Here is a 20,981-nt window from a genome sequence, read left to right on the forward strand (position 1 = left end):
TTACGAAGTTTTTAGGCTACTAGATGGGATCTTGGCATCGGAGGGTACCGGATCGGTCTGCTTTTTGAGGTAGGTGGCAAAGGATTCAAATACCACAAATAGGCCCGGTATGAGAATGATCCCGACAAAGGTACCGATAAACATACCTCCCGCTGCTGCTGTTCCTATGGTACGGTTACCTATTGCTCCGGCTCCAGAGGCCAGCGCAAGCGGAATCAGACCACTGATAAAGGCAAAGGAAGTCATCAGAATAGGACGCAGTCTTTCGACGGCAGCATGTTTTGCTGAGGCTAAAATTCCCATCCCTTTCTGGCGGGATTGGACGGCAATCTCGATAATAAGGATCGCATTTTTCCCCAATAGTCCGATCAGCATGATTAGTGAGACCTGCGCATAAATATTGTTTTCCAATCCGGTAAGGTAGAGCAATAGGAAGGATCCAAATACCCCGGCGGGTAACGACAGGATGACAGGCAGGGGAAGCAGGTAGCTTTCGTACTGGGCAGCAAGGAGCAGGTAAACGAATAGCAGGCAGATCAGAAATATGTACACGGCCTGATTACCAGAGGCGATTTGCTCCCTGGTCATCCCGGACCAATCGATCGAAAAGCCTCTGGGAAGAATGGAAAGGGCTGTTTCTTCCACCGCCCGGATGGCATCTCCGCTGGAATAGCCCGGTGCAGCGTCTCCGTTGACCATGGCGGATATAAACATGTTGTACCGGGTGAGTTGCTCCGGGCCATATACCCGCTCAAGGTTTACAAAATTGGAGTAGGGAACCATTTCACCCTGTTTGTTTTTAGTATACATTTTAAGCAACGATTCCGGATTGGTTCGGTATTCAGGAGATGCCTGTAACATTACCTTATACATTTGCCCAAACTGGATGAAATTGGAGCTGTAATAACTTCCGATAAAGCTCTGTAGCGTCTGCATGGAAGAACGGATGTCCACCCCCAGTTTGGCGGCCTTATCATGGTCTACCCTGAGGATATACTGAGGGAATGAGGGGTCAAAATTGGTAAAGGCATCCTGTATTTCCGGCCTTTGTCTGATAGCCGTCAGAAAATCGTCTACTGTCTGGGCGGTAAATTCCAGGTCCCCTCCGGTTTTGTCCTGCATTTGCAATTCAAATCCAGAGGCATTACCAAAGCCAGGAACGGGAGGTGGGGCAAAAAATTGGATAGAAGCACCGGTTATATGAGCTGTTCTATCCTGGTACTTTTGGATCAATTCATTGACATCCGCTTCCCGGTCATCCCAGCCGACCAGATTGATCATGCCCATTCCATAGGAGGCACCGGCCGTTTCTGTGAGCAAGCTGTATCCTGCCAGTGTGGAGATGGTTTCTACCTCTTCAAAGGGCAGGATGGAGGCCTGCACATCATCCATGATCTGTTGGGTACGGTCCATGGTCGAACCCGGAGGAGTGGTCACGTTTACATAAATCATCCCCTGATCTTCGTTTGGAATAAATCCGGTAGGCAGAATAAAGGTCATGCCATAGGTAACACCAAAAAACAGGATCAAAATACTAAAAGTAAGCGCCTTTCTTCCGGCTGTTTTACTAATAAGACCAGCATATTTGCCCGAAAAGGCATCGTATTTTTCATTGAATCCGGTGAAAAAACGACTCAGCAGGCTTTTGCTTTTTTCGTGGTGTACTGGTTTTAGAAGCAGGCTACACAATGCCGGGGAAAGGGTAAGTGCGTTGATCCCGGAAATAACAATGGCGATGGCCAGGGTGAGGGAAAATTGCCGGTAGAATATCCCAACCGGTCCGGAAAGAAAACTCACGGGAACAAAAACCGCCGACATCACCAACGTGATAGCGATGATGGCACCTCCGATTTCATGCATGGCAGCAAAAGTAGCTTCTTTGGCATTCATGCCATTTTGATGCATTTTTACGTGCACGGCTTCCACCACTACGATGGCATTGTCTACCACGATTCCTATCGCTAATACCATGGCAAATAAGGTTAGCATGTTGATGGAAAACCCGAGAAGTCCCATAAAGAAAAAGGTGCCAATCAGGGAAACGGGGACTGCAATGGCAGGAATAAGAGTAGACCTCCAATCCTGAAGGAAAATAAATACCACAAAGGACACCAAAAGAAAGGCCTCAATCAGTGTTTTCACCACTTCTGAAATGGAGGCATCCAGAAATCGGGAGACATCATAAGAAATGTTAAACGTCATCCCCGGTGGAAAAGAGGATTCCTGAAGTTCTTCCATCTTATCCTTGATATTTTGGATGACTTCCCGGGCGTTGGATCCAGGACGCTGTTTGATCATAATAGAGGCAGAAGGTCTGCCATCGGTCATGGAAACCATGTTGTAGTCTTCTGAATCGAATTCGACTTCAGCTACATCCTGAATCTTCAGCAGGGAGCCATCCGGCAAGGATTTCAAGGTGATATTCTCATACTCTTCTTTGGTATTAAATTTCCCGGTATATTTAAGAACATATTGTAACGATTGCGGGTCCCGGTCAGAACTGATCCCGGATTTACCCGGTGCTGCTTCCACATTCTGACTTTGTATGGCCTCACTGACATCCTGTGGAGTAAGGTTATAAGCAACCATACGATCCGGGTTGAGCCAGATACGCATGGCATAATCCCGGTTTCCCATGATTTCTGCCCTACCTACCCCGTCAATCCTTTTTAGTTCTGGCAGAATATTGATGTCGGCAAAATTGTAAACAAACTTTTCATTCTGGGTGCTGTCAGAAGTCATGAGGTTGAGGTAAAGCAACATGGAATTCACCTCTTTCTCGGTCATTACACCCGCGCGTATTACTTCTTCGGGTAATTCATCCACTACGGTGGCTACCCGGTTCTGCACATTTACCGCTGCCTGATCCGGATCAGTGCCTACACTGAAAAAGACCGTTATCACGGATACTCCGTCATTGGTATTAACAGATGACATATAGGTCATACCTGGCACTCCGTTTATCGCCCTTTCCAAAGGAGTGGTCACAGCTTTGGTCACTACCTCTGCATTTGCGCCACGGTATTGGGAAGTGACGGTCACGGAAGGAGGGACTATTTCCGGAAATTGGGTGACAGGCAATCCAAAAAGCGCCAATAATCCTATCAGGGTAATCAAAATGGAGATCACCGTAGAAAGTATGGGTCGTTTAATAAATAAATCAAACATGAATTAATGGGGTTTTAACCTGTTAAAGGGGTAGGTTTAAGGAACGATAAACTTCTTCTTCACCAATTGGATTGGGCTTTACCGTCGCCTCATCCTTGAGGAGTTGAATTCCTTCCAACACCACCTTGTCATTGGTATTAAAATCCTGAGCGACATAAAAAAGACCGTGTCTTCTCATTGGACGGAAGCTCCTTACATTCACCTTGTTTTCCTTATCTACCAGGTAGACATAATTGTATTCCTGAATTTCAAAGGTCGATTTCTGAGGTATCAGGTACACATCCTTTAGCTCATTGCTCATTTGAACTTTCCCACTAGCTCCATGCTTGATCAAGCCATCGGGATTCGGAAAACGGACTCGCAGCGCAATGGAACCCGTACCTTTTTCAAAGTCAGCTTCCATAGTTTCTAATTTCCCTTTATAGGGATATTCTACCCCGTCTGAGAGAATAAGGGAAATTTCCTCTTGTTCGTCCTGAAGGGTTTCCCGGACCTGCTCGTTCATTTGCTCTGAGTCAGCATCCTTGTCCAATTCTCCTCGCATATATTCCAGGTATTCGTTTTCCGTGATCCGGTAATAGGCAAAAATTTCGCTGATATCGGTGATATTCGTCAGTAGGTCACCGCTTTTTACCAAACTTCCTGTTTTATAGGGGATCCGGTCTACTATCCCATCAAATGGGGCCTTAATTGTCGTGTAGGAAAGACCTACCTTAGCATTTTTCAAGATGGATTCAGCTTCCAGTATGGCAGAGGTGGCCATTTCTTTTTTGGATTGGGCCAGCTCCAGTTCCGAATTGGAATAAATTTTCTTGTCCACCAATACTTTCAGTCTTTCCACCTCCAAGCTAGCCGCTTTTTCTTCCGCCTTGGCCTGCATGAGTTTGGCAGTGGCCGAATTCACCAGTTCGTTGTATTCGGCCGAGGATAATTGAAACAGTGGCTGGCCTTTTTTTACCTCCTGGCCTTCGTCCACAAAAATCTCTTCTACAAACCCCTCCAATTTGGACCGGACTTCGACGAATTGGATTGCCTGAAGATCGCAAACGTAGGTCTGAGGCACCTCAATGTCTTTGGGCATGAGGGTGAAAACCGGAACTTCCAATACTTCTGCATTCACTTTGTTTTTTCCACTTCCTTCATTACACGAAACGAAAGCGCTTCCAATTAAAAAGAATCCTGCTATTTTATACAGCGAGATCAATAAGGTGCTATTCTTAATCGAATACCGAATCCAGGATGTTTTTTGATCCATTTCTGAAAGTAAATTAGATAAATAATTGAATGACAACAACGCAAAAACGGACAGTATAGAATGCGGTACCCATTAGCTACCGCCAATCTGAAACGTTTACGGATTTAATTTTTGGCTCCCTTTAGAAGGGAAAAGGGGACTGAAAATAATCGCCCCAGAAAGAAATGAGAGGGGTATTATCAGGGGGCATTACTACAAATAACCAGAGAAACGATTTTTCTGATTTGGTCCAAAACCTCCGAGGCAAAACAACCTTTACATTGGACGGCATTTATGCTATGAAACAAATCTAAAGGTTCTTTTCTCAGATAATATAGAGGAAGAGACATTTCCCTGGATTGGCTGGAACCCAACGAGACTCTACTTACCGCAGCGGGGAAATCAACATTTTCGAATTCGATAGCGGTAACGGAAACTTCAACAGACCGTGTCTCATCGTATCTCTCCGTTCCTTCAGCCATGGAGAGCCCCAGGAGAAACATGGTCAAAAGATTGGTAAAAATATACCTGAAGAAAAAAGTAGGAAGGTTCTTTCTCACAGCATTCATGGTGTAAAAATAAAAAGAAAACGAACAAAAAAAGCACCGTTCAAATAGGGAAAGAAGCAATTAAAAGAATAAAATGTAGGTCCTCGCCACCTGGAGAAGGTGAAGAGGCGGCTTAGTGGTAATCCGCAATTTGTTTAGACACCATTTACTTTTGATCTCCATTTTTTGGGAATCAAGGATTGTATCTGATTTTACTTTCAGGAATTCTAAATGACAGAGATGTGGAGTTTAACTCCCAAGCCAGATATAAATCAACAACGTCACCAGGCACAGAACGGCAGAAACAGGTTTGGCATACTTCCAGGGTTTCATTTCCAGCACCGGAGGTCTGCTGACATAGGTATTGGGCTTTCCCGGGAAATAATGACTGATGCCTATCATCAATACCAGGTTCATTACAAATTCAATTGCCCAGATATGGATAAAGTGAATGCCCGTATCCAAAATGAAACTGGTCAGCAGGTAAAAGCTCAGCCCCGTGATCAGACCAATTTTAGCCCCTCTAGCCGTTACTTTTGGAATAAAAAAACCGGCAATCAAAACGGAGGCAATTGGAATAAAGAAAATGCCATTGAGTTGCTGCATGAGCTGGTAAAGCCCTTCCGGGGCGTTTCCCACCAGGGGAGCGATGCCTATGGCAAATAAGGCCAGGACCAGGGAACTCAAGCGCCCCACCCTGACCAGTCGCTTGTCCGTGCAGTCCGGATGTATCAGTTTTTTATAAATGTCGAGGCTAAAAATGGTTGCAGCGGAATTTAGAACGCTATTAAATGTACTTAATATGGCACCCAATACTACTGCAGCAAAGAAACCCAAAAGACCTACCGGCAATACTCTGGTTAGCAATACCGGATAAATAAAATCCTGATTGTCATAATACGTATCGCTGTAGTAATAGTAGGCAATGATTCCTGGCAACACGATGATCAGGGGGATGAAAATCTTGAACATTCCCGTTAATAGTAGGCCTTTTTGGGCTTCCGCCATGTTTTTTGCTCCAAACGCCCGTTGGATGATGGTTTGGTTCATCCCCCAGAAATAGAGTTGATTTATCATCAATCCGGTGAAAATGGTTCCAAAGGGAAGCACCGAGTCTGCTTCACCGATCACATTGAATTTTTCCGGGGCATACTCGTACACCTTGCTCATGCCCCTTATAATATTGCCTTCTCCGATATCCCATAGTGCAAAAATGGGAACCATCAGCCCTCCGATAACCAGGCCAATGGCATTGATCGAATCCGATAAGGCGACGGCTTTCAATCCTCCAAAAATGGCATAAACCGATCCGATGACCCCGATGGTAATGACGGTGATCCAGATGCCTTCGGATAAACTAACTCCCAAAACCTCGGAAACATTAAAAATGCTTTCCAGGTTGATGGCTCCAGTGTATAGTACGATGGGCAGCAGGGTAACCACAAACGATACCATCAGTAAAAATGCTACCAATGTTTTGGTGCTGCTGTCATAGCGATTTTCCAGGTATTGGGGGATGGTGGTCAACCCCATCTTTAAGTATATGGGTAGAAAATACAATGCCGCGATCACCAATGCAATCGCACTGGTCACTTCCCAGGCGATGATGATCATTCCGTTTTTATAGGCAGAGCCATTCAGCCCTATGAGGTGTTCGGTAGATATATTGGTTAAAATCATGGAACCCGCGATAACGCCTCCCGTGAGCGAACGACCACCCAAAAAATACCCATCTTTGGAGCGAATATCGTCTTTTCGTAATTTATACCAGGAAAAAATAGCCACGAATAAGGTGAATCCGACAAAGGTTAGGGCTGTAAGCATGGGTGAAAATTAAATTGCTGCCCGGGATCCGCTCCGGACAGCAATGAATTGATTTTTATGGAAAAATGGAAATCAAAATTTAAGGGTTGCCGGCAAATACTTAGCGACAAGGTCTTCGTAATAGGGCCTTAGTGCTTTTGCATCCGGTGGTACGGACACTTTAGAATACAGGTCGTAGGGATTGAATTTATCCACCCACTTAAACATCTCCTTGTCGTGATCATTTAGCAGGTGATCGTAGGCACCTTCCCGGTGCTGGGCATAAAAGGAGTGGTACCGGATCATGTAAAGCGCCGGTTCCGGTAAGTAATCCTTTACCATGTGGAACAGGTATTCGTCATGTCCCCAGGACATTTTGACGTTTTCCAATCCCGTATTAGGTTCGTAAATCCCATACTGGGTATTGAACCGTTCGTCTGAGAAGTCAGGGTTTTTCTCAAAAAACTCCGGGTACACAATTTTGTCCGAATGGCGACAGCCCACTGGGAAGGTGTCACCCACCACGGCCCATTGGGGCTCTCCGAAGAGGCACAATACCTTTCCCATATCGTGGATAAATCCAGTCAGAACAAACCAATCCGGATGCCCATCGGCGCGTATGGCTTCCGAAGTTTGCAACAAGTGCTGTAGCTGGTCCAGGTTGATATCCGGGTCAGAGTCATCTACCAGGGTATTAAGGTAATCAATCGCCTCCCAAAAGGGCATTTCCTTTTTGTCAAACTTCAGGTAATCCTGCTGCTTTTGGGTAACAAAATCATACGTTTGATAGTGGTGGTTTAAACGGTAAAATTCCCGTACCGTGTCTACCCGTTCCGAATCGTGGTAGTTTCGGTAGTCCTCTTTGCTTTTGGCTTGTTCAGCCTTAGGCTTGGGGTAACGAACTTTTAAATCGTCTTCCCATTCTTCTATATTTCCCAAAGGGGCTTTTTCCTTATCCGTATATTGTTTAGTCATGATTCAGAGATTTTATTCAGTGGCTTAAATTTAGAAAAAAACAATCTGTATTTTATTACCTAACTTTTATTTTTCAAAATAATTGTTCACAAATCATGATCGATCAGATATTTTTGTATGGATTCCTTGAGTATTTTTAGTGTACGGGTATTGCTTTCACTGCTACTTTCTATTTCTACGATTTTTGGATGTAGGGATTTTTGGAAAAAAGTTTCCAGGCAATCTTCCAAAGCAGCGGCATTCTGGACTAACCGGTATTCAAATCCCATTTCGGCAGCCAGGTGTTTTGCACTAAGCTTTTGGTGAGTTTCAAAATACTCCTCTAACTCCGGTTGTTCGGCCGGGCCTTCGATCATTCGGAAGATGCCTCCTCCGTGGTTATTAAAGAGCACCACACGCAAGTTTGTAAGTTGATACTGATGCCAAAAGGCATTTCTGTCGTAAAAAAACGCCATGTCACCAGTAATCAGGGTCACGTTTTCTTTGGTGGTGAACGTGCAGCCAACTGCCGTGCTTGTGGAGCCGTCTATGCCGCTGGTACCCCTGTTACAGATAATTTCCAGGTCCTTTTCAGGCAGTCCCAATCTATTCACATTCCGCACGGCCAGGCTATTGGCTAAATGTACCTTCCCGAAGGAGGGTAGTTTGACTAACACCCGTTTCAGTGCTAGCAGTTCCCCGAAAGCTTGTTTCTCCAGCAGGCCATGAATACTGTTTCGCAGGGCTTCGTTTTTTTGACTCCAGCTTTGAATAAAAGCCGGATCTGCCGGTCCTTGTTCGTTGGTGAAATGCTCCAGGAAATACTCCGGATGAACACGGATGATCTGACCCAATTTTTGAAAGGGATCCGGCACCCTACCAGCGGGTTGAACATGCCAGTGAGTGGCCTGGCTCTTTCGCAGAAACTGCTTCATTGCCTTTGATAGGATGGATTTTCCAAAACTAATGATAAGTTCTGGAGCCATTTCTTTTTGGGTTTCGGGGTCTTTAATAAAAAAATCGTGGTGGATAATGGCTCCTTCCTGTACCTGGTTACTGATCACATCCGTCACCAGGACGGCCTGTCGTTTACGAATAATTTCAGCCAGTAAGGTTTTGATTGCCCGATTTGGCCGCTGCTGGCCGGGAAGAAGTAGGATTTTCCGGTATTTTCCCAATTGTGCCCGGATCTTCTGTATGGCCTCCTCCCCAAAGGTGCTGAGGCCTGTTTGTATTTCCAGCGGTGGTTCGAGGTCGGTCACTTCAAAAGCATATTTCTCCTCAGGCAAGGGATAGAAAGGCTCCCTCACCGGAATGTTTATATGTACCGGACCCATGGGGAAACTTTTGGACAGTACCAGGGCCTCTTTTACGATGCGTTTGGCATGCCATAACTGGTCCGGTAGCTGTGCTTCGTCCGGAAAGGTAAAGCTTTCTTTTACATGTTGCCCATAGAGTTTTTCCTGCCGAATGGTTTGTCCGTCCCATTGGTCTACCCATTCTGGCGGACGGTCTGCTGTCAGCACAAGTAATGGAATTTGTTGGTAAAAAGCTTCGGCGATGGCTGGGCCATAATTTAAGGAGGCCGAACCACTGGTGCAAACCAATACCACCGGTTTCTGAAGTTGCTGGGCCATTCCCATCGCTATAAAGGCAGCAGATCGCTCGTCGGGAATGGTCCGGCAGTGGATTTCAGGGTGACGGATAAATGCCAGAGAAATCGGAGCACATCTGGAACCAGGGGATAATACCGCCTGCGTTACGCCACTTTTGGCACAGATAGAAGCTAAATGAGTTAATTGAGGAAGTATCAATGGGACTTCGTGGTTTGGATGAATTTTCCGATAATGTCACATTTTAGCTCTGTCTCTTCCCATTCCTTCTCCGGCACAGAATCTTCCGTAATACCTGCGCCCGCATAAAGAAGGGCTTCGTTGTTTTCCAATTTGGCGCAGCGAAGATTTACGAAGAGGCTGGTTTCTCCATTTAGATTTACCGGACCAATAAACCCGGAAAAATAAGAACGGTCAAAACCTTCCTCTGCTTTTATAAAATCCAGGGCTTTTTCTTTGGGCATGCCGCAGACAGCAGAAGTAGGATGTAATAGCCCCAACATGACGGAACCTAGTTGTGGAAAGTTGGTCGCCTTCATATCCACCAGAAATTCGGATTTTAAATGAAGTAAACCGCCCGCTACCGAAGTTTTTGGCCCCAACTCCTGGTATTCCCTAAGCCGGATTTTTTTAAAGCAATTGACAATATAACGGCTTACCAAAGCTTGTTCTTCGATTTCCTTTTGTGTCCAGGCGGCGTTTTTTAAAGGGTTATCCCCCTGGGCTTTTTGGGTACCTGCCAGTGCCATGGTGTAAAAAAGATCGCCCTTGGTCCGAATAAGGGTTTCAGGACTCGCACCGATCCAGCATCCGCTGGTTTCACTGAAGAAACAATTAACAAATGCGCTGGGATAGGCATCACATAATTCCAGAAAAACCCGGGCCAAATCAAATTCTGGGGAAAGCCGTAATTTTTTCAGACGGGCGGGCACCACTTTGTAAAAATCACCGGATTGAATATGATCAATGGCGTTTGCAACGGTAGCCAGAAAGTCCGCTTTCTTGGAAGGAGAACCATTTGGACCCACCGGGAGTGCGGCAATTTTATTTCTAACAGTAGTCGCGGAGCCCTCCAGGATAGTTTCATTAGAACTCCAATCACCTTCGTCAGTGGTGGAAGACTCACCGAGAAAAATCCGTTCGTAGCGAGAGGCCTTAATGTACACCGGTTCGTATACTTCCGAATTCAGGAAAGGGTGAATCATAAACCCCTCCGGCAATTCGTCCAAATCCACTTCAGGAGAGGTAAATGCTTTTGGGTCTCTATCCATAATCATCTCCACCAGTGATTGCCCTGGTTTTTTCCAGACAGCGAACGGGCAACCCTCGCTAAAGGCTTTAGCCAGAAAGGATTCCAGGAATAGCTCCCGGGCGGTATTGTTTGCTACTTTTAGTGTATCCATCGGATTTACTTTCGGATAATGGCAAGGGTGATGCGGCTGATACAGGTAAGGTTATTATCTTGATCTTTAATTTTAATTTCCCATACCTGTGTTCTTTTGCCAATGTGCAGGGGAGACACCCTTCCCGTAACTTTCCCCCCTTTTACAGATTTCAGGTGGTTAGCATTGATTTCAAGCCCCACAGGATAGGCACCTTCTTCATCCAGGGTTAGCAGGGCGGCTACTGATCCCAGACTTTCGGCTAATACCATGTTTGCTCCTCCATGTAACAGGCCAAATGGCTGTTTGGTTTTGGCTTCAACTGGCATTTCTGCTTCCAGAAAATCGTCACCTGCGGCCGTGTAGGTAATGCCCAGAAATCCGGTCATATTGTCCTTTCCCATTTGATTTAAAAAATCCAGGTCGGGTTTTTTCTTAAATAGCATGATTTATGGGATAAAATTTTTTTCTTTGAATCCAAAATCAAAAATAGAGAATCTTGAGCAGTAAAAAAATTTACGTGGTCCGCCACGGACAAACCGATTACAACCTTAAAGGGGTGGTACAGGGAAGTGGAATAAACGCCCCAATAAATGAAACAGGGAAAAAGCAAGCAGAACTATTCTTTCAAAATTTCAAGCATATTCCGTTTGACCGGGTTTTTTACTCCTCCCTGATACGAACCAGGCAGTCCATTGAAAAATTTTTGACTCCGGATATTTATCAGGAGGAACTTTCCGATCTGAATGAGATCTCTTGGGGAGATTACGAAGGATTGCCTATGGATCACGATGAAAACCAATATTACCTCAACATGCTTAAGAAATGGTCCTCAGGGGAGCTGGATCATAAAATAGGTGGCGGGGAGTCGCCTATTGACGTTGTGGCGCGATTAAAACGGGCCATGGATCACATTATGTCGACAGGGGGAAATAACCTGCTCATCTGCATGCATGGCAGGGCGATTCGTATTTTAATGACGTTGTTGTTGGGATATGATCTTAGGTATATGGATGTGTTCAGGCACGAAAACCTATGCTGCTACGAATTGCATGTGGAGGAAGATGGAAACATGGTATTGGACAAATACCACCCTTCCCCATTAAAAAAGACAGCCCCTATAAGCTGAGCTTGATGGTAGCCACTTTTTTTTGCGATCCCTGCTCGTTGGATTCGGATAGCAGTGCCTGAAAATTTTCCTGACATTCATTCATGTCAATAATGCGGAAAGCGACCAATTCCAATGGAATTTCGCTTTTGTCAGATAGTCGAACAAGCGATTTTCCCATCTCGCAAACCGTCCAATCCGAAAAAGGGACGGTAACGAACAAGGCATGTTCCGAATTTCCCACATACACCTTGGTTTTAAAGGCATCGAGAAAACTCAACTCCATCTTTTTGGCACTGGATTGATACAATTCCAGTTCGTTCTCATCAAAAATAATAAGAAATGTCTTATTCGGTCCCTCCTTGGCAGTGGAAAGGTGCGTAAGACAAACAAATAATATGGAATAGACTAGTTGTTTCATTAGTTGGAAATATATGGAATAAACATATACGAAACAACAAAAGTTTTGGATCCAACTAAAAAAAGAAAAAACCGGAGAGTTTCCGGTTTTGGTAATAACGTGATTTTAAGCTTTGCTTCGCTTTCTTTTTGGAGTCGGTTCTTCTACGATTTCATCTTCCACCCCTGCCAGAATACGGCCACAGTGCTCGCAGACGATGATTTTTTTCCTCTCGCGAATTTCTGCTTGCCTTTGTGGAGGAACGATATTGAAGCAGCCACCGCATGCTCCTCTTTTTACCAAAACAACTGCCAATCCATTTTTAGCATTGTTTCTGATTTTATCATAAGATTTGATGAGGCGATCTTCTACTTTCTTAGCGGCTTTGTCCCGTTCGGCTTTTAGCTTTTTTTCATCGGATTCGCTTTCAGCTACGATGGTATCTAATTCTCCTTTCTTTTGGTCCAGATCATTTTGCCGGTCGTCCAGAATTTCTTTTAGATCAGCGATATCTTGTTGCTTTTCTTCAATTCGTACCTGAGCTTCTGCAATTTTCTTTTTGGAAACTTGAATTTCCAGATCCTGCAGTTCCAATTCTTTCGTGATGGCATCGTACTCCCGATTATTTCGCACGTTCATCTGTTGTTCCTGGTACTTTTTGATCAGTTTTTCAGATTCCTTAATGGCATCTTTATTTTTTTTGATCTCGGCCTCCTTCGCTTCAATATCGGTATTGAATTTGTTCAGTCGGGTTTCGTAGCCTACAATTTCATCTTCTAAATCCTGGACTTCCTCTGGAAGGGCTCCCCTGACCTTGAAAATAGCATCTAGACGGGAATCAATATTCTGAAGATTGAGGATGGCTTCTAGTTTTTGTGCGACTGGACTTTCCATGTACTAAAGGTAACTTATCGGATTTGTAACTATATTTGTCAAATAGGTTGCAATATTACTAAATTTTTGCGACAATAAATCTTTTAATAGTTCTTTTGTGTAAATTTCGCTTTCGTAATGTCCGATATCCACCAAGAGGAGCTTTCGGTCGGCATCGAAAAATTCGTGATACTTAACATCAGCCGTAATAAATACATCGGCACTTGCTTGCATGGCAGATCCCAGCAAAAATATTCCTGCCCCTCCGCAAATGGCTATCCGCTGCACTTTTTTATCTAAAATGGCAGTATGTTTGAGAACTTCCAGCCCCATGGATGCTTTCAGTTGGAGCAAAAAGGATTTTCCATCCATAGGTTCCGGAAGCATGCCTACCATACCAGAACCTACTTCCTGGTGCTCATTTTCAAGGGAATGTAGGTAATAAGCTACTTCCTCGTAGGGGTGGGCTTCCCTCAGGGCACGGACAATACCTGTCCGGAGGTGTTCCGGAAACATAAGCTCCACCCGGAGCTCATCCACCCTTGCTTCCTCGCCCCGGACACCCAGGTGAGGATCGGCTCCGTCAAGGGGTAAAAACGTACCTTTTCCCGGAATCTGAAAACTACAATGGGCATATTCCCCAATTGTCCCCGCTCCGGCCTGGTACAGTGCGTTTAGGACCTCATTTGCGCTTTCTTTAGGAACAAATGTCGTGAGTTTAGTCAAGAGCCCTTTTTTCGGTGCCAAGATCTGTGTTTGCTGCATCCCGATTTTTTGGGCAATTTTTTGATTTACCCCCTGATAAACTGCATCCAGGTTGGTATGGATGGCGTAAATGGCAATGTCATTTTTTATGGCCAGTATGACCGTTCTCTCTACATAGTTTTTGCCAGTAAGGCTTTTTAATCCCCTAAAAACAATCGGATGATGCGCTACAATTAGGTTACAACCGTTCGTTATGGCTTCCTCTACCACCGCTTCAGTGACGTCCAGGCTACACAAAATTCCGGCCACTTCGGCCTCCCGGTCACCTGTTATCAGTCCGGAATTGTCGTAGTTCTCCTGATAAACAGGCGGAGCAATGGATTCCAAATGAGATATGACATGCTTAATCAAATAAACCATATATTTGCTTTTGTTTTTCAATCAAAATTACAAAAAAATTCACAATGCGCTTTTCTGAAATATTGCTGTATCCCTTTGCCTGTATCTATGGCGCGGCTACTGCATTCAGAAACAGGATGTTTGACCTGGGGCTAAAAAAAAGTCAGGTTTTTGAAGTTCCTACAGTAGTGGTGGGAAACCTGGCCGTAGGCGGTACAGGAAAGACTCCTTTCGTTGAATTTCTATTACGTCACCTTTCTTCCAACTATCGATTAGCCGTCCTTAGCAGAGGGTACGGGCGAAAAACCCGTGGATTTATTATGGCAGATGATAGGACTAGTCCCCAAGACATAGGAGATGAGCCCGCTCAGATGTACTCAAAATTTAAGGAGAAAGTAAAAGTTGCCGTAGGCGAAGAGCGAATTTTGGCCATACCTATGATCCTGGCAGAATGCGGGGATATTCAGGCCATCCTACTGGATGATGCCTATCAGCATCGATACCTGGAGCCGGGCATGCGAATTCTGCTGACCACCTATTCCAGGCCTTTTTTTACAGACCGGTTGCTACCCCTGGGAAGGCTAAGGGAAAGTCGTACGAATGCGGCACGGGCAGATGTGGTAGTGGTCACAAAATGTCCCTTACCATTATCTCCAGAACAAATGGAAAGTTATGTTTCCAGGGTGCGTGAATTTACGCGACCGGGAGTGCCAATATATTTTGCTGGTTTAACATACGGAAGGGCTTATGCATTAAGCTCCAAGATGAAGGATTTGCCAAATCACCTGATTGTAGTTACTGGTATCGTTGACCCCATTCCCCTGGTGGAAGAACTTTCCAAAAACCACACCGTATTGGAAGTTATATCATTTCCTGATCACCACCGATACAGCCTGAAAGACTTTGACAGTTTCCGGACCGTTTATGATAAATACCGAAGATACCATCCTGCTATTTTGACTACGGAAAAAGATGCGGTAAAAATGAAGGACGGAAAATTCCGGTCAGTATTGGATGAACTGCCTATCTTTGTCAAGCCTGTTGAGGTACTGATGGATCCGCAGGACAAGGAACAATTGCTACATCAGGTAGCGCATTTGATAAACGAAAAACAATTTGGTGGTGACGCGAAATAAAGGGTTTTTTTGGGCACTGTTGATAGCTATGCTGGCATGGGGTCCTGCTGCATTTGCACAGCAAGATCAGCAAGATCAGCAGGAAGGAGAGGGGTCCAGGAGAGGATTGTTGGACGATTCTACAAAAATGGTTTACGGTCCCAATACGTCCCTTTACTTTTATGAAAAATTTGTCCGAAACAACCGGTTTAAAAAAATAGAACTGGATACTTCCCTTACAGGCTTCCACAATTATGAACCCGTGGCCGACACTTGGTACAAATACCAGGATCTTGGTAATCTGGGAACTGCCGCCAGACCGGTTTTTTACGATGTGCCGCAACAAATTGGAAGAACCTCCGGGTTTGAGGTATACGATCTATACCATAATTCTGCGGACAGTATTCGCTATTTTGACACCAAATCGCCGCATACGCATATTGCTGCATTTTTCGGTGGTGGCAATCGTAACCAACTGGACGTTGAATTTGTGAGAAACATCCGTCCGAATTGGAATGTAGGCATTGCCTATCGCACGATTCGGGCACGGAAAACGCTCAACCCGACCCGAAGGGATGACAACAACGTGGTTAACGACTCCTACGAGATACATACGAATTATTCCTCTCCTAATGGCAAATACAGGTTGCTGGCTAATTTTACCCGGATGGAGCACAATGTAAACGAACAGGGGGGGATCATTCCGCCTGAAGTGGATACGACTTCGCTTTATTTTACCTATGAGGATTCCAAAGTCTGGCTGCGGAATTCAAGAGCGAAGGATTTACGGCAGGAATACCATCTTTATCAGCAATACGAGATAGTGAAAGGCTGGCAGGCCTACCATGTATTCGATAAAAAAAAGCAAGAGGTGACCTTTTTTTCTAATCTGGAAACATCAGATGCCGATTTTTTTAATGAAAACCGTTTTAATTCCTCGGACAGCAGTCTGCTCTTTAGTAAACCTGATACGACCAATAACCACAACCATTTTTCGGAATGGAAAAATGAATTTGGGTTTAAGGGGGATTTAGGCCCCGTGTACTACAATGCCTATTTGAAATTCAGAACGGGTAGAATGGCCAGTCGCTTTTTTTCTACCAACAACTCCTTTACCGAGTTGTACCTGGGAGGAGCTCTCAGGGGGGAGATAAATGAAAACTGGGTTTTTGAAGCAGAAGGCGAGTACCTGATCCCGGATGGCTACCGGCTGACTGGTTTGTTTATCTCCCCCTACCTGGATGTCCGGTATACCAAAGCCCTTTACAAACCTACGCTGGCCCAGGAAAAATACCGGGGCAATCATTACCGCTGGGACAATAACTTCTCCAATATTGGGGTGGATCAGATTCAGGGGACGATCAAGGTTAAATTAGGGGAAAGTAGTCTAAGACCCAATCTTACGATTAACCGGATTAATAATTACGTGTTTTATAACGAGGAACAAGTTCCCGAACAGGCAGCATCACAGGCATTTATGGTTATTCCCGGATTGAACAGCCATTTTGTTATTGGGAAAAAATTTCATTGGGTATCCGAAGCCCGCTATACCCTCATCACGGGAGGAGCCGCTGATAAATTCAGAATTCCCGAATTGTTTATCAACTCCCGTATTTACTTTGACGGTCCTTTATTTGACGAGAATATTTACGTGCAAATCGGTTTGGAGGGGAGGTACCGGTCGGATTACTATGCCCCTGCCTACATGCCAGCTACCCAGCAATTTTACCTGCAAAACGATTTCAATGTGTATGCCTATCCGGTGGCCGATGCTTTTTTTAATTTCAGGATTAATCGCACACGCGTTTTATTCAGGTACAACCACCTGAATGCCGGGTTTATGGAAAATGACGGGTATTTCGTTACCCCTGGGTACACCGGATTGAAGAACATGCTGGATTTGGGAATTAGTTGGTATTTCTTTGATTAACCATTACTATGGACTGGAAAGAATCTACGAAAAAAAAAATGTTGCACCTGCAATTGCCTACCGATCCCCGTTGGGTAGATATTGCAAAAATCAGTCTGGAGGCTATTTTGGTGGATCATGCCTATTGTGAGCAAAAGGCAGCCTCTTCCTGCATCTCCCTGATTATCAAATTTCCAGAGTTTGATACCATGGTGGATGTACTCAGCCCTGTAGTAGCCGAAGAATGGGCGCATTTCGAAGCCGTAATGCAACAAATCCGGAAGCGAGGTTATCGGTTCGGACACCCTCGGAAAGATGAATATGTGGTACAATTGCAACGGTTTATTCACAAAGGGGGTAGCAGAACCTATCAGCTTACCGAACACCTTCTGATGAACGCCCTAATCGAAGCCAGGTCCTGTGAACGATTTAAATTGCTTTCCAAAAATTTACAGGACGAGGAGTTGAAACAATTCTATTATGATCTGATGGTTTCAGAAGCAGGGCATTATGTGAATTTTATCCAGTTGGCCAAGACCTATCAGGATCCGGAAAAAGTAGAACAGCGCTGGAAAGAATGGCTGGATTTTGAGAAAGAGGTTATGAATTCGCTGGAAATCAGAGGGGACCGCATGCATTAAATATAAAATGGATAACGTTAAAATTTCTGAAATTCTTTGGCCAAACTTATTTTATGATTAATATTATCAAAATAGTTAGTCCAGGGAAATTCTTTTGGACATATACAGAGAAAACATGAATTTGATAGAAAATATCCGGGAAGCCTTCCGGTCCGTCAGAATGAACCTGTTGCGGACTATTTTGACAGGCCTGATAATCGCTATCGGCATCACCTCACTGGTGGGCATGTTGACGGCCATAGATGCCATGAAGGCCCAAATTGAGGAGAGTCTTTCCGGATTTGGTGCTAATAATTTTGATGTCAGGAGCAGGGGTTTTTCTGGCGGAAGGGCAACAAGCTCCGGGGTGGCACCGAAAAATTACCCTTCTATTTCCTACCGTGAGGCCGTGGCATTCAAAGAAAAGTATAATAAAAATGGTATTTCTACCATCACTACCACTGTCACTGGGTCAGCCGAAGTCTCAAGAGGGTCCAAAAAAACCAACCCAAACAGCCGGATTATTGGAGGGGATGAAAATTATTTCCTGATCAAAGGGATAGCACTGGAGGAAGGAAGGAATTTTAGTAATGTGGAGGTTGAGTACGGAAACAATGTTTGTATTATTGGCACCGAAATTCAGAAAACCCTTTTTGATGAGGGAGAAAACCCCATCAAAAAGCACATCACCTTTTATGGCAGGAGATATACCATTATCGGTATCATGGAACGACAAGGAGGTGTAGGAGGAGATACCGGTCCAGACAGGGCAATCGTAATCCCCATCCTGAACGCCAGAAACCTCGATCGAAGGGGAACCTTTCGGTATACGGTCACGGTAGCTGGTCAAGATCCTCTAAAGCTGGAATACGAAATGGGCCAGGCTACTGGAATCATGCGTTCTATCCGGGAGGACGGCATTGGTATGGAGGATTCCTTTGAGGTGGTAAAGTCCCAGACTTTAGGTGAAAGCCTGGAAGAAATAGCCGGTTTTCTTAGAATAGGTGGATTTGGAATCGGTTTTATTACCCTATTGGGGGCAGCCATCGGGCTGATGAATATCATGCTGGTTTCTGTTACCGAAAGGACGCGGGAGATTGGTATTCGAAAGGCAATGGGAGCGACCCCTAAAAGAATCCGGCAACAATTTTTGATTGAGGCAATCGTGATTTGTGTGCTCGGAGGGATCTTAGGAGTCCTGATGGGTATTGGTATTGGGAACCTCGTGGGAAATACCGTAGGGCCAGGAGGTTTTCTGATTCCCTGGGTGTGGATTATTTTTGCCTTTGTAGTCTGTATTGTCGTGGGGCTGTTTTCCGGCCTTTTGCCTGCATACAAGGCCAGCCGCCTGGATCCGATTGAATCGCTGAGGTACGAATAGATAAAAGAATATGAAAGAGCATGCATACGATGCCATCGTCATTGGCTCCGGAATCAGTGGAGGTTGGGCAGCAAAGGAACTTTGTGAAAAAGGATTAAAGACATTGGTTTTGGAGAGGGGAAGGCAAGTGACCCATAGGGAAGATTATCCTACCATGCATACCCCTCCCTGGGAATTTCCGCTTCGGGGACAATTACCCCTGGAGCTTAGGAAAGAAAACCCGGTGGTTTCCCGTTGCTATGCTTTCAAAGACGACGCCGACCATTTTTTTGTAAAGGATAAGGAGCACCCCTATATTCAGGATAAACCGTTTGATTGGATCAGAGGGTATCAGGTAGGTGGAAAATCCCTTTTATGGGCCAGGCAGGTACAGCGCTGGAGTCCTTTTGACTTTGAAGGGCCCGGAAGAGATGGTTTTGCGGTGGATTGGCCCATACGCTACGAGGATGTAGCACCCTGGTACAGCTATGTGGAAAAATTTATTGGAGTAAGTGGCAATAAAGACGGGTTGGAAACCTTGCCTGACGGAGAATTTTTACCTCCCTGGGAAATGAATAAAGTGGAAAAGCTGGTTCAGGAGCGAATCCTGGAGGCCTATCCTGACAGAAGGTTTGTCATTGGACGCTGTGCGCACCTGACAGAACCCCAAGCTCATCACACAGCTCAGGGTAGGGGACAATGCATGGCTAGAAGCCTTTGCCAGCGAGGATGTCCCTTTGGTGCCTATTTTAGCTCCAATGCCTCTACCTTGCCCGCTGCCGCTGCTACGGGAAACCTTACGCTCAGACCCCATTCGGTGGTACATTCGTTGATTTACGACGATGCCAGGAGAAAGGTGACCGGAGTGCGGGTTGTTGATGCGCTTAGCAAGGTAACAACAGAATACTTCGCCAAGGTAATTTTTGTAAATGCCTCCGCATTAAACTCGAATCTGATTTTATTGAATTCCAAATCTGACCGCTTTCCGAATGGTTTGGGCAATGACAATGGCTTGTTGGGTACCCACATTGCCTTTCATAACTACCGCGGGTCACTTTCAGCCAGCATGGAGGGCCATCTGGACTCTTACTACTACGGACGGAGGCCGACTGCCGTTATGCTTCCGAATTTCAGAAATGTCAAAAAGCAGGAGATGGACTTTCTACGCGGTTACATGAGTTTCTACTCTGCCGGCAGGGGAGGCTGGGGAGGAGCTCGAAACGAGGATTTCGGCCCGGATTTTAAGGAGGCTAACTCGGAAGCTGGACCCTGGGGCGTATACATGATGATGCAGGGAGAGACCATTCCAAAACTGACCAATAGGGTTTACCTGGATGAAACCCAAAAAGACGAGTGGGGGATGCCCCAATTGCGCGTGGACGTGGGTTACGATGATAACGATGAAAGATCCTTGCGGGACTTTTTGGATCAGGGTGCCGAAATGCTGGAAAGTGCGGGATGCAAAAATATCCGTCAAAACGATAGCAGACAGGCTCCGGGATTGGATATCCACGAGATGGGTGGGGTGCGCATGGGAAATGACTCAGAAACCTCCCTTCTGGGTCGCTTTCACCAAATGCATACCTGCCCAAATGTTTATGTCACAGATGGGGCTTCCATGACTTCTACCGGCACCCAAAACCCCAGCCTTACGTATATGGCCTTTACGGCCAGGGCAGTGGACCATGCGGTAAAGGCGCTGAAACGGGGAGATCTGACCTAATAGGTAATTTGCGAACGGAGGAAGCACATTTAAGCAAAGTTGTTTTGATTACAAATTACCCTTAGTT

The 20,981-nt window shown here is 45.3% G+C and carries 17 protein-coding genes; 6 read left to right on the forward strand and 11 right to left on the reverse strand.

What is annotated here, in order from left to right; genetic code table 11:
* From GKS34_RS17090 to GKS34_RS17125, 8 genes are all read right to left on the reverse strand, one after another.
* On the reverse strand, positions 1–3,168 hold the full coding sequence (locus tag GKS34_RS17090; protein ID WP_163386196.1) for an efflux RND transporter permease subunit: 3,168 nt from the start codon (positions 3,166–3,168) through the stop codon (positions 1–3).
* A gap of 22 nt (positions 3,169–3,190) precedes the next feature.
* Positions 3,191–4,423, reverse strand: a complete 1,233-nt coding sequence (locus GKS34_RS17095) for an efflux RND transporter periplasmic adaptor subunit (RefSeq protein ID WP_163386197.1) — start codon at positions 4,421–4,423, stop codon at positions 3,191–3,193.
* 179 nt (positions 4,424–4,602) lie between these two features.
* A complete protein-coding gene (locus tag GKS34_RS17100; protein ID WP_163386198.1) occupies positions 4,603–4,971 on the reverse strand; it encodes a hypothetical protein in 369 nt (122 codons plus the stop codon).
* 228 nt (positions 4,972–5,199) lie between these two features.
* Complete coding sequence (locus GKS34_RS17105) at positions 5,200–6,774, reverse strand: solute:sodium symporter family transporter (RefSeq protein WP_163386199.1); 1,575 nt, start codon at positions 6,772–6,774, stop codon at positions 5,200–5,202.
* Between the two features lie 72 nt (positions 6,775–6,846).
* A complete protein-coding gene (locus tag GKS34_RS17110) occupies positions 6,847–7,728 on the reverse strand; it encodes an inositol oxygenase family protein (RefSeq protein WP_163386200.1) in 882 nt (293 codons plus the stop codon).
* Positions 7,729–7,814: 86 nt separating this feature from the next.
* Entirely contained in the window at positions 7,815–9,521 is a 1,707-nt protein-coding gene (gene menD, locus GKS34_RS17115) for a 2-succinyl-5-enolpyruvyl-6-hydroxy-3-cyclohexene-1-carboxylic-acid synthase (protein WP_163386201.1), read from the reverse strand.
* Positions 9,518–10,723: a chorismate-binding protein gene (locus tag GKS34_RS17120; RefSeq protein ID WP_163386202.1), complete on the reverse strand. Its 1,206-nt coding sequence runs from the start codon at positions 10,721–10,723 to the stop codon at positions 9,518–9,520. The genes menD and GKS34_RS17120 overlap by 4 nt, the downstream gene beginning before the upstream one ends.
* Positions 10,724–10,728: 5 nt before the next feature.
* Complete coding sequence (locus GKS34_RS17125) at positions 10,729–11,148, reverse strand: hotdog fold thioesterase (RefSeq protein WP_163386203.1); 420 nt, start codon at positions 11,146–11,148, stop codon at positions 10,729–10,731.
* Between the two features lie 53 nt (positions 11,149–11,201).
* On the opposite strand from GKS34_RS17125, the gene GKS34_RS17130 reads away from it, so the two are divergent.
* Positions 11,202–11,831, forward strand: a complete 630-nt coding sequence (locus tag GKS34_RS17130) for a histidine phosphatase family protein (RefSeq protein WP_163386204.1) — start codon at positions 11,202–11,204, stop codon at positions 11,829–11,831.
* Here the strand turns inward: GKS34_RS17130 and GKS34_RS17135 are convergent.
* The 3 genes from GKS34_RS17135 to GKS34_RS17145 all read right to left on the reverse strand — a co-directional run bounded on the left by GKS34_RS17135 (position 11,821) and on the right by GKS34_RS17145 (position 14,208).
* Positions 11,821–12,231, reverse strand: a complete 411-nt coding sequence (locus tag GKS34_RS17135; RefSeq protein ID WP_163386205.1) for a hypothetical protein — start codon at positions 12,229–12,231, stop codon at positions 11,821–11,823. The two genes, GKS34_RS17130 and GKS34_RS17135, sit on opposite strands and share 11 nt — an antisense overlap.
* Positions 12,232–12,336: 105 nt before the next feature.
* Positions 12,337–13,104: a zinc ribbon domain-containing protein gene (locus tag GKS34_RS17140; protein WP_163386206.1), complete on the reverse strand. Its 768-nt coding sequence runs from the start codon at positions 13,102–13,104 to the stop codon at positions 12,337–12,339.
* A 3-nt stretch (positions 13,105–13,107) separates the two neighbouring features.
* On the reverse strand, positions 13,108–14,208 hold the full coding sequence (locus GKS34_RS17145) for a Nif3-like dinuclear metal center hexameric protein (protein WP_163386207.1): 1,101 nt from the start codon (positions 14,206–14,208) through the stop codon (positions 13,108–13,110).
* A gap of 44 nt (positions 14,209–14,252) precedes the next feature.
* Between GKS34_RS17145 and lpxK the strand changes: the two genes are divergently transcribed.
* The 5 genes from lpxK to GKS34_RS17170 all read left to right on the forward strand — a co-directional run bounded on the left by lpxK (position 14,253) and on the right by GKS34_RS17170 (position 20,914).
* Positions 14,253–15,323, forward strand: coding sequence for a tetraacyldisaccharide 4'-kinase (gene lpxK / locus GKS34_RS17150; RefSeq protein ID WP_163386208.1), 1,071 nt, complete (start codon positions 14,253–14,255; stop codon positions 15,321–15,323).
* On the forward strand, positions 15,310–17,232 hold the full coding sequence (locus GKS34_RS17155) for a putative porin (RefSeq protein ID WP_317167984.1): 1,923 nt from the start codon (positions 15,310–15,312) through the stop codon (positions 17,230–17,232). Before lpxK ends, GKS34_RS17155 begins: the two co-directional genes overlap by 14 nt.
* 8 nt (positions 17,233–17,240) lie before the next feature.
* Positions 17,241–17,852 carry a MiaE family protein gene (locus GKS34_RS17160; RefSeq protein WP_205602096.1) on the forward strand — a complete coding sequence of 204 codons (612 nt, stop codon included), beginning with the start codon at positions 17,241–17,243 and terminating at the stop codon, positions 17,850–17,852.
* A gap of 115 nt (positions 17,853–17,967) precedes the next feature.
* Positions 17,968–19,212, forward strand: a complete 1,245-nt coding sequence (locus GKS34_RS17165; protein WP_163386209.1) for an ABC transporter permease — start codon at positions 17,968–17,970, stop codon at positions 19,210–19,212.
* A gap of 10 nt (positions 19,213–19,222) precedes the next feature.
* Complete coding sequence (locus tag GKS34_RS17170) at positions 19,223–20,914, forward strand: GMC oxidoreductase (protein ID WP_163386210.1); 1,692 nt, start codon at positions 19,223–19,225, stop codon at positions 20,912–20,914.
* Positions 20,915–20,981: the final 67 nt, after the last annotated feature.

Origin of the sequence: Cyclobacterium jeungdonense (genome assembly GCF_010994275.1) — a bacterium.
In the GTDB taxonomy this organism is placed as follows: Bacteria; Bacteroidota; Bacteroidia; order Cytophagales; family Cyclobacteriaceae; genus Cyclobacterium; species Cyclobacterium jeungdonense.

What these genes read in the sequence shown, in the direction of transcription:
- GKS34_RS17090 (WP_163386196.1), bottom strand. Translation starts at nt 3,168, where the DNA reads ATGTTTGATTTATTTATTAAACGACCCATACTTTCTACGGTGATCTCC.
- GKS34_RS17095 (WP_163386197.1), bottom strand. Translation starts at nt 4,423, where the DNA reads ATGGATCAAAAAACATCCTGGATTCGGTATTCGATTAAGAATAGCACC.
- GKS34_RS17100 (WP_163386198.1), bottom strand. Translation starts at nt 4,971, where the DNA reads ATGAATGCTGTGAGAAAGAACCTTCCTACTTTTTTCTTCAGGTATATT.
- GKS34_RS17105 (WP_163386199.1), bottom strand. Translation starts at nt 6,774, where the DNA reads ATGCTTACAGCCCTAACCTTTGTCGGATTCACCTTATTCGTGGCTATT.
- GKS34_RS17110 (WP_163386200.1), bottom strand. Translation starts at nt 7,728, where the DNA reads ATGACTAAACAATATACGGATAAGGAAAAAGCCCCTTTGGGAAATATA.
- GKS34_RS17120 (WP_163386202.1), bottom strand. Translation starts at nt 10,723, where the DNA reads ATGGATACACTAAAAGTAGCAAACAATACCGCCCGGGAGCTATTCCTG.
- GKS34_RS17125 (WP_163386203.1), bottom strand. Translation starts at nt 11,148, where the DNA reads ATGCTATTTAAGAAAAAACCCGACCTGGATTTTTTAAATCAAATGGGA.
- GKS34_RS17135 (WP_163386205.1), bottom strand. Translation starts at nt 12,231, where the DNA reads ATGAAACAACTAGTCTATTCCATATTATTTGTTTGTCTTACGCACCTT.
- GKS34_RS17140 (WP_163386206.1), bottom strand. Translation starts at nt 13,104, where the DNA reads ATGGAAAGTCCAGTCGCACAAAAACTAGAAGCCATCCTCAATCTTCAG.
- GKS34_RS17145 (WP_163386207.1), bottom strand. Translation starts at nt 14,208, where the DNA reads ATGGTTTATTTGATTAAGCATGTCATATCTCATTTGGAATCCATTGCT.
- lpxK (WP_163386208.1), top strand. Translation starts at nt 14,253, where the DNA reads ATGCGCTTTTCTGAAATATTGCTGTATCCCTTTGCCTGTATCTATGGC.
- GKS34_RS17160 (WP_205602096.1), top strand. Translation starts at nt 17,241, where the DNA reads ATGGACTGGAAAGAATCTACGAAAAAAAAAATGTTGCACCTGCAATTG.
- GKS34_RS17165 (WP_163386209.1), top strand. Translation starts at nt 17,968, where the DNA reads ATGAATTTGATAGAAAATATCCGGGAAGCCTTCCGGTCCGTCAGAATG.
- GKS34_RS17170 (WP_163386210.1), top strand. Translation starts at nt 19,223, where the DNA reads ATGAAAGAGCATGCATACGATGCCATCGTCATTGGCTCCGGAATCAGT.